16 protein-coding genes and 1 pseudogene are annotated in these 13,528 nt (G+C 35.8%); 14 read left to right on the top strand and 3 right to left on the bottom strand.

All coding sequences use genetic code 11. From position 1 onward, the window contains the following. The first annotated feature begins 87 nt into the window (after positions 1 to 87). Together G8O30_RS06415 and G8O30_RS06410 are read left to right on the top strand one after the other, a co-directional pair. Positions 88 to 864, top strand: a complete 777-nt coding sequence (locus tag G8O30_RS06415; protein ID WP_239674147.1) for an SGNH/GDSL hydrolase family protein — start codon at positions 88 to 90, stop codon at positions 862 to 864. An 18-nt stretch (positions 865 to 882) separates the two neighbouring features. Continuing rightward, positions 883 to 1,467, top strand: a complete 585-nt coding sequence (locus tag G8O30_RS06410; protein ID WP_239674146.1) for a YpmS family protein — start codon at positions 883 to 885, stop codon at positions 1,465 to 1,467. A gap of 179 nt (positions 1,468 to 1,646) precedes the next feature. Here the strand turns inward: G8O30_RS06410 and G8O30_RS06405 are convergent, their stop codons facing one another. Further along, positions 1,647 to 2,384 (bottom strand): DUF4397 domain-containing protein, encoded by a 738-nt coding sequence (locus G8O30_RS06405; protein WP_239674145.1) that lies wholly within the window; start codon positions 2,382 to 2,384, stop codon positions 1,647 to 1,649. Positions 2,385 to 2,557: 173 nt separating this feature from the next. On the opposite strand from G8O30_RS06405, the pseudogene msrA reads away from it, so the two are divergent. The 4 genes and pseudogenes from msrA (at position 2,558) to G8O30_RS06385 (ending at position 4,631) form a co-directional block, all read left to right on the top strand. Beyond that, positions 2,558 to 3,045, top strand: a pseudogene (msrA, locus tag G8O30_RS06400) (peptide-methionine (S)-S-oxide reductase MsrA). Next, the gene (gene msrB, locus G8O30_RS06395) at positions 3,038 to 3,472 is read left to right on the top strand and encodes a peptide-methionine (R)-S-oxide reductase MsrB (RefSeq protein ID WP_239674144.1); all 435 of its coding nucleotides are present in this window, start codon (positions 3,038 to 3,040) and stop codon (positions 3,470 to 3,472) included. The pseudogene msrA and the gene msrB overlap by 8 nt, the downstream one beginning before the upstream one ends. A gap of 221 nt (positions 3,473 to 3,693) precedes the next feature. After that, complete coding sequence (locus G8O30_RS06390) at positions 3,694 to 4,194, top strand: PTS sugar transporter subunit IIA (protein WP_239674143.1); 501 nt, start codon at positions 3,694 to 3,696, stop codon at positions 4,192 to 4,194. A 293-nt stretch (positions 4,195 to 4,487) separates the two neighbouring features. Beyond that, positions 4,488 to 4,631: a YjcZ family sporulation protein gene (locus G8O30_RS06385; RefSeq protein ID WP_239674142.1), complete on the top strand. Its 144-nt coding sequence runs from the start codon at positions 4,488 to 4,490 to the stop codon at positions 4,629 to 4,631. A 293-nt stretch (positions 4,632 to 4,924) separates the two neighbouring features. Here the strand turns inward: G8O30_RS06385 and G8O30_RS06380 are convergent, their stop codons facing one another. Beyond that, on the bottom strand, positions 4,925 to 6,709 hold the full coding sequence (locus G8O30_RS06380; protein ID WP_239674141.1) for a methyl-accepting chemotaxis protein: 1,785 nt from the start codon (positions 6,707 to 6,709) through the stop codon (positions 4,925 to 4,927). A 323-nt stretch (positions 6,710 to 7,032) separates the two neighbouring features. Between G8O30_RS06380 and G8O30_RS06375 the strand changes: the two genes are divergently transcribed. From G8O30_RS06375 to G8O30_RS06355, 5 genes are all read left to right on the top strand, one after another. Further along, positions 7,033 to 7,308 carry a YozE family protein gene (locus tag G8O30_RS06375; RefSeq protein WP_239674140.1) on the top strand — a complete coding sequence of 92 codons (276 nt, stop codon included), beginning with the start codon at positions 7,033 to 7,035 and terminating at the stop codon, positions 7,306 to 7,308. Between the two features lie 217 nt (positions 7,309 to 7,525). Then, positions 7,526 to 8,182, top strand: a complete 657-nt coding sequence (locus G8O30_RS06370) for a hypothetical protein (protein WP_239674139.1) — start codon at positions 7,526 to 7,528, stop codon at positions 8,180 to 8,182. 64 nt (positions 8,183 to 8,246) lie between these two features. Continuing rightward, complete coding sequence (locus G8O30_RS06365) at positions 8,247 to 8,414, top strand: YozD family protein (protein WP_239674138.1); 168 nt, start codon at positions 8,247 to 8,249, stop codon at positions 8,412 to 8,414. Between the two features lie 196 nt (positions 8,415 to 8,610). Beyond that, on the top strand, positions 8,611 to 9,375 hold the full coding sequence (locus G8O30_RS06360) for a sporulation protein (protein WP_239674137.1): 765 nt from the start codon (positions 8,611 to 8,613) through the stop codon (positions 9,373 to 9,375). Positions 9,376 to 9,469: 94 nt separating this feature from the next. After that, the gene (locus G8O30_RS06355; protein ID WP_239674136.1) at positions 9,470 to 9,793 is read left to right on the top strand and encodes a YodL domain-containing protein; all 324 of its coding nucleotides are present in this window, start codon (positions 9,470 to 9,472) and stop codon (positions 9,791 to 9,793) included. Here G8O30_RS06355 and G8O30_RS06350 read toward each other — a convergent pair. Further along, the gene (locus G8O30_RS06350) at positions 9,790 to 9,939 is read right to left on the bottom strand and encodes a hypothetical protein (protein WP_239674135.1); all 150 of its coding nucleotides are present in this window, start codon (positions 9,937 to 9,939) and stop codon (positions 9,790 to 9,792) included. The two genes, G8O30_RS06355 and G8O30_RS06350, sit on opposite strands and share 4 nt — an antisense overlap. Before the next feature lie 154 nt (positions 9,940 to 10,093). Here G8O30_RS06350 and deoD point away from each other — a divergent pair, with 154 nt between their 5' ends. The 3 genes from deoD to G8O30_RS06335 all read left to right on the top strand — a co-directional run bounded on the left by deoD (position 10,094) and on the right by G8O30_RS06335 (position 13,426). Next, positions 10,094 to 10,801: a purine-nucleoside phosphorylase gene (deoD, locus tag G8O30_RS06345; RefSeq protein ID WP_239674134.1), complete on the top strand. Its 708-nt coding sequence runs from the start codon at positions 10,094 to 10,096 to the stop codon at positions 10,799 to 10,801. A 152-nt stretch (positions 10,802 to 10,953) separates the two neighbouring features. Then, a complete protein-coding gene (locus tag G8O30_RS06340) occupies positions 10,954 to 11,796 on the top strand; it encodes a M15 family metallopeptidase (protein ID WP_239674133.1) in 843 nt (280 codons plus the stop codon). Between the two features lie 124 nt (positions 11,797 to 11,920). Further along, on the top strand, positions 11,921 to 13,426 hold the full coding sequence (locus G8O30_RS06335; protein WP_239674509.1) for a lmo1851 family serine protease: 1,506 nt from the start codon (positions 11,921 to 11,923) through the stop codon (positions 13,424 to 13,426). Positions 13,427 to 13,528 lie beyond the last annotated feature (102 nt).

Below are 13,528 nucleotides of genomic sequence, written 5' to 3'. Positions count from 1 at the left end.
AACCATGATTATGAAAACTAGTTCTTCATTTTTCTAATATAAGGATTTACCATTAGAAGTGAAAAAATTTTAAGAGGAGTATCCATCATGAAAAGAGTTACTTTGTTCTTTATTCTTGCTGTTTTTACTCTTTCATCATGTAATCCTTCTTCAGCAGTGGAAACGTTGGTTAGGGAATTTAACATCGAAGAGAAAAAGACACCAGAGGAAGAATTTTTCCCTAAAGACTATCAGATTGTAGGATTTGGAGATTCTCTGACAGAGGGCTTAGGTGATAGTAAGAGTAAAAGAGGTTACGTAGGACGTTTTGAAGAAAAATTAGTAAAAGAACCTGAAATTAAAGATGTAAAAATAGATAATTTCGCAATTAGAGGCCACTTGTCTCATCAAACGTTAAACATTGTGAATCAGAAAGAATCAAGAGTTGCGATATCTCGAGCTGATTTAATTTTATTAACAACAGGTGGAAATGATATCATGTCTGTCGTTCGTGGGAATATGTTTAATTTGACTTTGGAACCTTTTGTTGAAGCAAATGAAGTATATAAGAAAAATATAAATGCTATACTGAAGGTAATAAGGGAAGAAAATCCAACTGCACCAATTATGGTAATTGGATTATATAATCCATTCTTACAATGGTTTTCTAACATACAAGAAGTAGAGCAAATAATGGATTTATGGAATCATACTACAAGTAAAATGGTCAGTGAATATTCAGGTGTTCACTTTGTTCCTATAGCGGATTTATTTCAATCAGGAGATATGTCTTTACTTTATGATGACTACTTTCATCCAAATAATATAGGGTATCAAGCAATTGCAGACAGGGTTTATGAAGAGTGGTCTGCTCATCTAGATTAATATCAACAGGAGGAAAAGATGAATAAAAAGCGTTCGCCGTGGGCTTTTGCGTTTTGGATTTTGCTCGCCTTAAATATGGTAGCTATCCTATTCTTATTCTTTAGTGCCACTTCTACAAAAAGCAATTTTATCTCTGCACCAAGCAGTGCAAAAGTAAATGGAACACAATTTAACATCTCGTTGAACAAAGTAGATCTAAATAAACTAATTGATCACACCTTGTCTTCTCAAGATTGGGCCGTTGGAGAAATAGAATATGATATCGAAATAGAGGATGCTGTGAAGCTTAAAGGAGAAGTACCTGTATTTTCGAGTACGATTCAAATGCAAGTAGACTTTATTCCAGAAGCACAAGAAAATGGAGACGTTGTCTTACAAGCAGATGATCTTCAAGTAGGTGGTCTTAAAGTGCCTATTTCCTATATCATGGGGTACATTGATCGACAATACGAATTTCCTGAATGGGTTCGTGTCATGCCTTCTGAAAACATTATTTATGTTGCTTTGTCAGAACATGAACTAAAAAATGGGACAAAGGTCAAAGCTTCCTCCATTGACTTATCAAAAGAGAATCAAGAATTTACTATTGAACTACCAAAATAAAAAGAGCTCAGTCGAAGTAAACGCTTTGACTAAGCTCTTTTTTGTAAATATCTAATGTAAAAAAACAACTGGTAGGCGTATTGTGCAATTCTCTCAGGGATCATGAGAGGAATTGAATTAGGTGTCATGTGTCCTGCAAGACTATTAAGAAAAGAGTGTTGTATAAATTCCTGAAAAAATCACCCTTTTACAAGTTTTGCTTCTAGTTCAGGTGAACCACTTGCTTTTCCCAGTGCGAAAATAGTATAGGATTCATTTGGACTTAAGCTTACGTTTGGCACGTCTAGAACGACGTCTTTTGTACCTGCAATACGTACTTCAAGATTAACAGTCATAGGAGTTAATCCTAAGTAATCAGTTGCTTGCTTGTAAGAGATATTTTCAAAAATTACATCTCCTCCTTTTACAGCAATATCTACTGCTGGTGCATCAGGAGAAAGGTGTATAAAACGAACTTTTGTCTCGTTATTTGGAACAAACGGATCGTCAGCGTAAGGTAGTAAACGTAGAGAGTTTCCTAATCCTATTGCAGCTAATGTTAGTACTTGGTTTGGCTCTACTTTTACTTTTTTACTGATAACAGTGGTGGTTTGATTACCAGTAGGATAAATGTCAATGTGGTAAGACCCGGCCGGTAGAGGTAAGTAATCACTGATTTGACCGAACTTAACATTAGTAAGGACACGATTACCATTGACGAAGATATCTACAGCTGGTGCATCTGGAGCTGCGTGTAATGCTCTAACGTAAGCTAAGCCACCTTGCTGAGAAGTACCTCTAACTGTTTGCAACGCTTTGTGCATATACTTAAGATGTTTTTCATAATACTTCACGTGAAGTGTGGGGTCACTGTATTTGTAATAACAAGATAATAAATCATACATTGCTGCTTTTTGAAATAATTGATCTTGATTCATAACTTCCACTCCTTTATAGGGATACGCCTATACGATATGCTGAATAGTCTTGTTTGGTGTTTAGAAGTCGGATGATTAGAGAATTATCTTAAAAAGGGGTACACTAAAAGTAAAATCAGCGGGAGGCGAGTGTATTGGAAAAAGCAACTTTTGCAGGAGGCTGCTTTTGGTGTATGGTTAAACCATTTGACCAATATCCAGGAGTTGAATCCGTCATTTCAGGATATACTGGGGGCATAAAGAAAACCCTACTTATGAAGAAGTATGTACAAATCTTACTGGACACACAGAAGCGGTACAAATTACATTTGATCCTACAATTATGAAATATGAAACATTACTTGAACTATTTTGGCAACAAATTGATCCAACAGACGCAGGTGGGCAGTTTTATGATCGAGGTTCAAGTTATCGTACCGAAATATTTGTTCATAATGAAGAACAACGAATAAAGGCCGAACAATCAAAACAAAAGCTTGAGTCAAGCGGAAAATTTACTAGCTCAATCGTTACACCAATAACAAGTGCCTCTAAGTTTTATCCTGCAGAGGAATATCATCAAGATTTTTACAAAAAGAACCCAGCAAGGTACAATTCTTATCAAACAGGCTCTGGTAGAAAAGCTTTTATTGAAAAGCATTGGGGGAAAAATAATGAATAGAGAAGAGAAATTAAAAAAACTAACACCTATACAATACGAGGTTACCCAAAATAATGGAACAGAACCACCATATCAAAATGAATATTACAATCATTTTGAAGATGGTATTTATGTAGATATTGTTTCAGGAAAGCCACTTTTCCATTCACGTGATAAATATGATGCTGGTTGTGGATGGCCGAGTTTTACAAGACCAATAGAGGAACATGAAATTGAAGAGAAAAAAGATCTTTCACATTTTATGATTCGAACAGAGGTGAGAGGAAAAGAAGGCAAGACACATTTAGGCCATGTTTTTCCAGATGGCCCTAAAGAAGCAGGTGGTTTACGTTATTGTATCAATTCTGCTGCGCTTCGCTTTGTTCCAATAGATAAATTGGAAGAAGAAGGATACGGAGAGTATGTTAAGTTATTTAAAAATAAGTAAATACTAATTTAGTGGCTCGAAAATGAGTGTAATTATTTGCGATAAAGTTGGAGAAATCTTCTATCGTTGAGTAATTTATAGATGAAAGTGTTTACATGAAAGCTTTTCATGGCATCCAAAAATAACTTATGGTAAAATTCTTCAAGTGTGTGTATATATTCACATGTTTTACTCCATTAAATTTAGTGTAAATACATAGTATAGAAAGGTGTGTATATAAGTTGTTTAAAAAATTATTTGGAAAAAAAGAAGAAGCACCAAAAGGAATTGCAATAAAAGCACCATTAACAGGAGAGCTTGTTTCTTTAGAAGAAGTACCAGATCCAGTTTTCTCTCAAAAAATGATGGGTGACGGAGTAGCAATTGAACCTACTGAAGGAAAAGTTGTTTCGCCTGTCAATGGTGAAGTTATGCAAGTTTTCCCTACAAAACATGCAGTAGGCTTAAAAGCTGAAAATGGTGCGGAAGTTCTTATTCATATCGGCTTAGAAACAGTTGGTATGAAAGGGGAAGGGTTTGAAGCACATGTAGGAGAAGGGGATAAAGTTTCTGTTGGTGATACACTAGTTACTTTTGATATGGAACTAGTGAAACAAAAAGCAAAAGCTACTGTAACACCAATCATCATTACGAATGGCGATGAGCTAGCATCAGTAGAGACAGAAACAGGAAAACCAGTTACAGCAGGCCAAGATTCAATTATGACAGTTACAGCTAAATAAATGAAAAAAAGTCAAAAATCACATTTTGTGGTTTTTGACTTTTTTGTGAAGAGTCGATGTATTACATATCTCAAGCATAGTAGTTTGCTCTTTCCTTAGATGGGTAATTCCTTTATTACTATTTGAAGAATAAAACACCATCCTTACCATGTTCTTATCACTAATGTTTTCTTTTCGAAACTTACATAGCCTAGCCCAAAATAAAAAATTAGGCAAATACACAGTCCGCTTTTGCCCTTAGTGCATATGATACGACTGTAAGAGAAAACAAAACATCTGAGGAGTGACTACACATGTACGGTTACGAATGTGGATACCCAGCTTACCCAGCTTACGGTTATGGTGGATGCGGAAATTCAAATTGGTTTGCTTTGATTGTAGTATTATTTATTCTTTTAATCATTATTGGCGCATGCTACAACTATAATTGTGATTGATTAGAAAAGCTCCTAGCGTGCGCTTAGGTGCGGCAGGAAAGTTCAAGAGACCGAGGAGGCAGCTCTTCAGCCACCGGAGGGCTTTTGGACTTTTCCGAGCGGTTGCGCACCAGGAGCTAGACAAAGAGAAAAGCTCCTAGCGTGCGCTTAGGTGCGGCAGGAAAGTTCAAGAGACCGAGGAGGCAGCTCTTCAGCCACCGGAGGGCTATTGAACTTTCCCGAGCACCTGCACACTAGGAGCTAGAAAAAAAGGATTGCCAATTGGCAATCCTTTTTTAATTACATGTACAAAATTACATTTTAAAATTGCCTACTAGACGCTGTAAATCTTCCGCTTGTCTAGAAAGTTCAGCAGCTGATGCTGTCATTTGTTCCATTGCTGCAGATCCTTCTTCCGATGCAGCTGCCGTTTGCTCCGAATTCATTGCAGTCGTCTTAGCGATTTGAGAGACATAATCAAAAGCACCTTTTACATCTCCACTCAACGATTTGGTTTGGTATATATGAGATGAGATGTTTGCAATATCGGCAGTCGTCTTTTCAATTTGACTTAAAATGGTTTCAAAGACTGACTTTGTCTCTAATGAACTATCTACACTTTGTTTCATTTCTTTCATGTTTTCATCGTTGTGAGACAATAATGTTTTTATCTCTTCTTGAATGGAAGCTACAACATTCGTAATTTCATTTGCTGTAACTTGTGATTGTTCAGCTAATTTTCTTACTTCGTCGGCTACAACTGCGAATCCTTTACCATGCTGTCCTGCTCTTGCCGCTTCAATAGCTGCATTTAAAGCAAGAAGATTCGTTTGATCCGCAATATCTGTGATTCCTTTAATCATGGAAGAGATAGTTGTAGATTTTTGTCCTAATGATTGAACTGTATCATTACTTCTTCCTAAAACGAATTGAAGCTGGTTCATCTTGTTTACTACATGATCAATAGAGTTTCTCCCATCTTCAGCAGCTTGACGCATTGATGATGAAGATTGTTCCATTTGTACGGTTTGTGATTGAAGTGAATTCGTTGATTCCTCAAGAGTACTCATTTTACCAAGGGCGTCTTGCATCTTAGTTGATGTTTCCTCACTGCCAGATGCAATCTCTAGTGTTGTTTGAGAGATAGATTCGATTGTTCTAGAAGTCTCTTCGGAAGAGGCTAGTAACTGTTGACTACTTGCAGAAACGTGTTCTGACATACTAGCAACTTCTCTAACTAATTTTGCAATTCCTTCAATAAGAAGGTTTGTGTCATTGGCTAAGCCTGCTAGTTCATCTTTTGACGTAACATGAATTCGTTTAGTCAAGTCACCACCAGCATTTGCAATTTCCAGTATGGAAGAACTAATAGTATTAACAGTTCTTTTTATTGTTTTTGATAACGTTATTGCAAAGAAAAATGCTAGGATGATAGATAATAAAGAAAGTATACCTGTAATTCCTTGTGCAATAAGTACCTGACTATTTAGAGACGCAATTCTTTCTTTGCTTAGATTAGATTCTTCAGAAAGAAGTGTTTCAACTTCTGAACGTAATTCTTGTATGTATGTTTGGCCTTGACCAGAGGACAACAGGAGAGAAGCGGCTTGAGCGCCATTATATTGTCTTGTTTCTACCACACGATCTACATACCCTACCCAAAAGTTATAATTCTCATAAATGGATTCCAACCTAGAGATCTGTTCTTCGTTAGTAACTGATGACTTTAAGTCGGTAATGGAAGATTCTACAGTCTCTTTACCATTATTATAGGGAGTAAGGGAGTCTTCACTACCTGTGATGACATATCCTCGTTGACCCAGCTCAATGTCTATTAGTGCCCTTAAAAGCTCTTGCATTTTGGTATTAACTAGCATATCTCGCTCTGTTACGTTTGTAATCTCTTGTGCAAGCTTTTGGTTATTTACATAACTTACAACAGAAGACACAATAAGTAGAGTAGTTAGTAATCCAAAGGAAAACAACACTTTTCCACTAATAGTTCGTAAAAAGCCAATATTCCATTTTGGCATTTTTACTTTTCTCTTAATCTTTGGTGATTTTTCTCCCTTTTTAATGCTTGATAGTAAACGTTTCATAAGGTCCCCCTCTTCCTGAATGGTTTATGTGTCTATGGGCATAGGTCTATTGTATAGACTGAAGGTAGAATTTTCTACAAATTCTTTCAATTATAGATAAAAAAATTGTTACGTGACTTGTAACAACTCATCGCTCGCCTCGTGATGTGGTCTGATCATAGATGAGTAAATTTAAATTTTTCTTTTCTTTTCTTTTCTAGCGTTGACAAGCAGAGGAACGTGATTTAGCTAGATCATAACGGAATCTCAATATTAAAAATACAACTAGTTCCTGCATATACCTTGCAAAAAATCATAACCACTTTACAATATAAGATAAATACATGAAGCCTTTCACAAAGAAAGAGTTTCAAGAAAGGTTTGGACAAGTTGTGAATAAAAGTTTTTATCATTTTTTAATGTCATACAGAGATCCGTCCCCGAAATCAGAAATCGGTCATTTCGCAAATAGTGCCTATGATGATCATCTGTTTCCAAGACAATCTACTAGCTACTCAGAATTAACGAATTATTTAGAACTTAATGCTCCGTACCTTTCCTCTATGTCCATTTTTGATGAAGCATGGGAATATTACGAAACATATCGTAGTCAAAGATAAAACAGAGACGTTCACTTCTTTTGTGGACGTCTCTGTTTTATACGTAGCCAGTAACAATTTATTTTTCCATTACGGGAAGGTATGTTACCTGAGAGGAGATTCTTTTAAACCTTTGTCACTTCAACAATGAAGAACAAGCCTATTTTTTCTCGTTCATACCCCTTCTTGATTTTTTTGCATATACTATAAAACCATAGGATGAAGGGGACAGGAGGCCATGTCAAAGCGGAAGAAACCAAAATTTCGAGTTGGAGAAGAAGTGGTCATTGTCATTTACGGTACGGTGGGCTTTATCACCGAGATAAAGACGATTGATGGTAAATACTTATATGAAATTAATCATAGTGAGGGTTTATTTAAAGAACAAGTCTTAATTCCAGTATCTGAATATGAAGGCTCCTTAGTGGAAAGAGAGCAAATTGACATTGAATATAAATTCTTTTTTGGTGACATCGTTCAAGTTACAGGATATGGGCAAGATTTATTTAAGGTAGTTGGATTTCGAACGGAGATATGGAGATATAAAGAAGATGCTTGGGAAGATGTCATTTATGAATTAACAAGAATGACTGATGGAGATTGGTTAGAGGCTGATGAGGAAGAAATTACATTAATTGCAGATGCTGAACAAGCAGATGTACTCACGAGTAAATATGGCATCCAATTCCCAGTACAAGAAACAAAAACGCCAAAAAAACAAGTTGTGTTTCCGGTTCAACGTTATGCTGGGAAAGTAGCAGTAGATAAATTATTAGATGCATACAATGATTATCGAACTCTATATAAAATGTTTGGTGATGAGAAATATGAGAAAATGTTACGAACTATTTTAAAGCAATTAAAAAAACTTTCATCTGAAAATGAACACGCTTGATCTTTTGTTGTCATACAGGCTTTTCTTTTGTCATATATGTGAAAAAGGAAGGGAGCGATGAGGTATGCGAGAAATGGAAGTAATTATTGACACCGAAGAAATGGCAGAGTTTTTTTATCAACAACTAATGAAACGTGGATTTGTACCAACGGAGGACGAAGTGGAAGAACTCGCAGATATCGTTTTTGATTACCTCATTGAAAAAGCGATTATTGATGAATTTGACGAATAAAAAAACACAAGAGCTATACGAATGTAGAGTGTTATACATTGGTATGGCTCTTGCTTCGTTTTGGGATCGATTCAAGAGAAACGATGAGTTTTGAAAAAAAAAATTTATTTTCAAATAATCATATATAATAGATAATTAGTGAAACTAACTAGTCAGTAAATACGTATAAAAGGAAAATATTAAAGGTGGGGAAAATATGTCGTTTTTTCAAAGAGCTTTAGCGAAAATTGGTGTAGGTGGAGCTACAGTTGATGCTCAACTGTCTACTTCTCGAGTTAGACAGGGAGAAACAGTTAGCGGAAAAATTCTTTTAACAGGTGGAACAGTAGATCAAGAGATGGATGGTATTACTATTGCCGTTAAAACTGTGTATGAAAAAGAAAAAGATGATCATAAACAAAAAATCCCAACAGTCATTCATAAAGTCAGAGTCACAGATAATTTCTCATTAAAAGCAAGAGAAGAGAAGCTGTTAGATTTTACATTACAAATCCCTGCAACAGTTCCAGTTACTTATGGCAGTGTTAGAGTGTGGTTAGAAACAGAAATGGATATCAAAGGTGCAATTGATCCAGAAGATAAGGATTTCATCGAAATTAGTCCATTACCAATATTAAAAGAATTGATGGAAGGCTTAGAAAATGAAGGTTTCAAGCTTCGTAAGGTGGAATGTGAAGCAGCACCTCGTTGGATGAGAAGTAACCTACCGTTTGTTCAAAAATTCGAATTTGTTCCAGTATCAGGAGCTTTTCGCTCTAAATTTGATGAGATTGAACTATATATTGTTCACTTATCTGATGATTCTATAGAAGGAGTTGTAGAACTAGATAAAAGAGGTAATTCGTTAGGAGGGTGGCTAGCTGAAGCGCTGGATATGGATGAATCTTATCACCGTGTTCACTTAACTAGATCATCTACAAGTGTTACGAATCAATTTATCGACATAATCTCTAAAGTGTAGGCATTAAAAGTCAAAAAAACAAATTTTTCATCAAAGGTAAAACCTCCTCATACTCCGAATATATACGTATAACTCGGTGTGAGGAGGTTTTTTCTTGTTGGTAAAAAAACAATTCTCATTAAAAGAATCGGATTTTGACGTCACTGTTTTTCAATCACCTAGATACGGAGTACGTTCTGATTACCGTCAGGTGTATAGAGGTGTAATGACGTCTTCCTCTTCGGAAGATGTGTTAGAAACGATTTATCGGCGACTAAATGTAAAGGATACATTACCATCGAAGTATAATGGCAGATATATCAATTTAGGCGATATTGTATTTATTGATAAAGGTTTAGAAGGTCATGAATACTATCAGCTGCAACATGAAGGTTGGGAAAAAATTCCTAGACTTCGTTTGTTGAGAATTTCTCGTTAATAGTCTCGCATATGATTGCCAGGACCATTTTTACGTTTTTCTGAATTATGCTCTTTTTCATGAGCTACTGAATATGTTTCTAACGCAGCTTCAGAGACATGATTATTTTTCTTAGGTGTTAATCTGTTTCTCTCCTTTTTACCCATGTCATTACCTCCTTTAGCAAATGAATTGTAAAAGTCTAAATAGAAGACTTTGTAGTAGTATCTTTTGCAAAGTATGTCGAATAATACATGTGATAGATTGCAACAGCTCGTTATTTCACGTACAATAACGGTACATAACAAGGAGGTAATAGACATGAGTGTTCATATTGGTGCAAAAAAAGGCGATATTGCCGAAACAATCCTTTTACCGGGAGATCCGCTAAGAGCGAAATACATAGCAGAGAATTTTCTTGAAGATGTGACATGTTACAATGAAGTACGTAATATGTTTGGATATACTGGTACATATAAAGGTCATAGAATTTCTGTACAAGGAACGGGTATGGGAGTTCCTTCTATTTCTATCTATGTAAATGAACTAATTCAAGAATATGATGTAAAGAACTTAATTCGAGTTGGTACGTGTGGTGCGATCCAGAAAGATGTAAAGGTACGCGATGTTATTCTTGCGATGACTTCTTCTACTGACTCTCAAATGAATCGTATGACATTTGGTGGAGTAGATTATGCTCCAACAGCAGACTTTGAATTATTAAAAGCAGCGTATGACGAGGGAACGAAAAAGGGTCTTTCCTTAAAAGTAGGAAGTGTCTTTACTGCTGATCACTTCTACAATGATAACAGCGAGTTAGAAAAATGGGCAAAATACGGCATTCTAGCTATTGAAATGGAAACAACTGCTCTATATACAATTGCTTCAAAATTTGGCCGAAAAGCATTATCTGTCCTGACAGTTTCAGATCATATTTTAACTGGAGAAGAAACATCTGCAGAAGAGAGACAGACTACTTTTAATGATATGATTGTCGTTGCTCTTGATGCTGCGATAGCTAGCAAATAATAGTTTATAATTTTTGAGGAAGGCATAGCCTTCTTCTTTTTTATGGAAAGATAGTAATGTATCATCTTACTTAATCATGAAAAAAGTATACGAAATTTAATGGATTTGTTACTATAAACAAGAATGTTTTAGTAAAAGAAAAGGGTGAACGTATGAAAAAGATTGCTGTATCGATCTTGACAATATCACTATTGTCAGGTTGTCAAATGGTGGAGGATAAATTTCCTAATTTGACTAACGAACAAACACAACCAGAGGAAACACCAACCCCTTCAACTGACACCGATAAAGAAGTAGAAAAAGAGGAACTGGAAAAAGAAAAAGAAGAAGACATAGTAGAAGATAAGATGCTACTAGTAAATGAGGAAAAACTAACAAAATCTGTAGAGGTAGATGGACAGTTTGTAGTGCAAAATCCTGAGAATGCATGGGTGTTGGTTAATAAAGAACTTGCTCTTCCAAAGGATTATTATCCTGAAGATCTTGTTCGCCCTTCTGTACCTTTTGTATTTGGAGATGAGGAAGTAGAAAAAGCATTAATTCGAGAAGAAGCGGCAATTGCTCTGGAGCAATGGTTTGAAAAAGCGAAAAATGAAAATATTGATATATTAGCTGCTTCTGGCTTTCGTTCATACGATAGACAAGCAACCATCTTCCAAGCCACAGTAGACACGAAAGGTGAAGAACATGCTATTCAAGCAGTTGCTTTACCTGGAAAAAGTGAACATCAAACGGGCTTAGCAATGGATATTACAAGTCCTTCTGTTAATTACGATCTTGTACAAGAATACGGAGATACAAAAGAAGGTAAGTGGCTTTCTGAAACGGCGCATGAATTTGGATTCATCCTTAGGTATCCCAAAGATAAAGAGTCAATAACAGGATATATGTATGAACCATGGCACTTTAGGTATGTTGGGGTGGAGCTAGCTACATACTTAAAAGAAAAAAATTGGACGTTAGAAGAATACATGAATGAAGTACAAGCAATTTGATGCAAAGTAAATAATTTATATACACTAGGAAAACCTTCTTAGTATGAAAGATTTTCTTTGCTTAATTTTCACACCCTGTGCTAGAGTTAGGGAAAGTGTATAGAAAGAGAAAGCGGTGAAACAAATGGATGAGTCTAATAAGTCCGAACAAGTGGAAGAAAACAAACCTTCTAGTCATATTCGTTTAAGAAAGTTTACATTAGTAATGTTAATCTTTTTTACAGTCTTTGCAACTGCTGGAGTTACGACATTTGCTTTAGCATTTGGGAATGAAAAGGCTGTAGAAGTTGGTGCGCCTGATCGCCGAGAATTTGAAAAACTTTATCAAGCATATGATCAATTAACAAATAGCTATTATAAAGAATTAGACCAACAACAGTTAATTGACGGTGCAATTAATGGGATGCTTGACTCTATGAAAGATCCGTATTCCGATTACATGACTCAAGATGAAGCAAAAGAATTCAGAAGCACACTTTCCTCTTCTTTTGAAGGTATAGGAGCAGAGATCCAAGAGAGAGATGGATCTATTCTAGTTGTTTCACCTATTAAAGGTGCACCTGCAGAAAAAGCTGGTTTACTTCCAAACGATGAAATCTTAGAAGTTAACGGAGAAAGTGTCCAAGGTCTTACAGTAAACGAAGCTGTAATGAAAATTAGAGGTGAAAAAGGGACGGAGGTTTCACTTAGTATTCGTCGTGCAGGTTCACCGAAGCCAATCACCATAGATATTATTAGAGATGAGATTCCAATTGATACTGTATATTTAGAAATGAAAAACGAGAATGTAGCCCATATCCAAATTACAAACTTTTCAGAAAACACCTATGAAGAGTTTGTAGATAAGTTAAATGAAGCAAGATCTAAAGGGATGAAATCTCTTGTATTAGATATGAGACAAAATCCAGGTGGTCTATTAGATCAAGCAATTTATATTGCTAGCTTGTTTATTGAAGAAGGTAAGGGAGTAGTTTCAGTAGACTATCGTGCAGGAGAAGATGAAGAAATTAATGCTCGTGGTGGCGAGAAAGTAGATGTACCAACTACCGTATTAATTAATGAAGGTAGTGCGTCTGCTTCAGAGATAGTAGCAGCTGCATTGCAAGAATCTGCAGGTATAAAAGTTATTGGAACAAAGTCCTTTGGAAAAGGAACAGTTCAATCACCTTTAGATTTTAATGATGGTTCAAACATGAAAATTACTACAGCAAAATGGTTAACGCCAAAAGGTAATTGGATTAACGAAAAAGGAATTAAGCCTGATATCACAGTAGAACTACCTGAATATGCATCACTTCCTTTCTTAAACCAAGAAGAAGAGCTTAAGTTAAATGTTATATCCGAGCAAGTGGAAGTGGCAGAAAAAATGTTAACTGCTCTCGGATATTCTATTGAAACAGTAGACCGTACCTTTACGGAAGAAACGGAAGAAGCAGTTAAAAAATTCCAATTGGATAATGAGTTAGAACAATCTGGTGTTCTTACAGGGGATACAACTTTTACGCTTTTAAATAAACTAAGAGAAGATTTACAAAAGAATGACCCTCAACTAAAAGCAGCCCTGAAAGAACTTGGTGTGGAGGAAGTAACACCTAGTGAAGAACAAGCTACGGAAACAGAAACTGAATAAGTGAAAGAAGCTGGAGTGTACCTACGCTCCAGCTTCTTTCTGTTTTATTCGTGACCTCAGATAAGAAAAGTAGTAATGTATCCTTTCCCTTTATCACGTATC

The organism is Mangrovibacillus cuniculi (genome assembly GCF_015482585.1).
GTDB lineage: Bacteria > Bacillota > Bacilli > Bacillales > R1DC41 > Mangrovibacillus > Mangrovibacillus cuniculi.
This window is presented reverse-complemented; position numbering and strand designations above follow the sequence as displayed.

Bases quoted from the DNA above. Each gene is read 5' to 3' on its own strand.
- G8O30_RS06370 (WP_239674139.1), top strand. From the start codon at position 7,526: ATGTCAAAGCGGAAGAAACCAAAATTTCGAGTTGGAGAAGAAGTGGTC.
- G8O30_RS06360 (WP_239674137.1), top strand. From the start codon at position 8,611: ATGTCGTTTTTTCAAAGAGCTTTAGCGAAAATTGGTGTAGGTGGAGCT.
- deoD (WP_239674134.1), top strand. From the start codon at position 10,094: ATGAGTGTTCATATTGGTGCAAAAAAAGGCGATATTGCCGAAACAATC.
- G8O30_RS06365 (WP_239674138.1), top strand. From the start codon at position 8,247: ATGCGAGAAATGGAAGTAATTATTGACACCGAAGAAATGGCAGAGTTT.
- G8O30_RS06335 (WP_239674509.1), top strand. From the start codon at position 11,921: ATGGATGAGTCTAATAAGTCCGAACAAGTGGAAGAAAACAAACCTTCT.
- G8O30_RS06375 (WP_239674140.1), top strand. From the start codon at position 7,033: ATGAAGCCTTTCACAAAGAAAGAGTTTCAAGAAAGGTTTGGACAAGTT.
- G8O30_RS06405 (WP_239674145.1), bottom strand. From the start codon at position 2,384: ATGAATCAAGATCAATTATTTCAAAAAGCAGCAATGTATGATTTATTA.
- G8O30_RS06380 (WP_239674141.1), bottom strand. From the start codon at position 6,709: ATGAAACGTTTACTATCAAGCATTAAAAAGGGAGAAAAATCACCAAAG.
- G8O30_RS06415 (WP_239674147.1), top strand. From the start codon at position 88: ATGAAAAGAGTTACTTTGTTCTTTATTCTTGCTGTTTTTACTCTTTCA.
- G8O30_RS06385 (WP_239674142.1), top strand. From the start codon at position 4,488: ATGTACGGTTACGAATGTGGATACCCAGCTTACCCAGCTTACGGTTAT.
- G8O30_RS06340 (WP_239674133.1), top strand. From the start codon at position 10,954: ATGAAAAAGATTGCTGTATCGATCTTGACAATATCACTATTGTCAGGT.
- G8O30_RS06410 (WP_239674146.1), top strand. From the start codon at position 883: ATGAATAAAAAGCGTTCGCCGTGGGCTTTTGCGTTTTGGATTTTGCTC.
- G8O30_RS06350 (WP_239674135.1), bottom strand. From the start codon at position 9,939: ATGGGTAAAAAGGAGAGAAACAGATTAACACCTAAGAAAAATAATCAT.
- msrB (WP_239674144.1), top strand. From the start codon at position 3,038: ATGAATAGAGAAGAGAAATTAAAAAAACTAACACCTATACAATACGAG.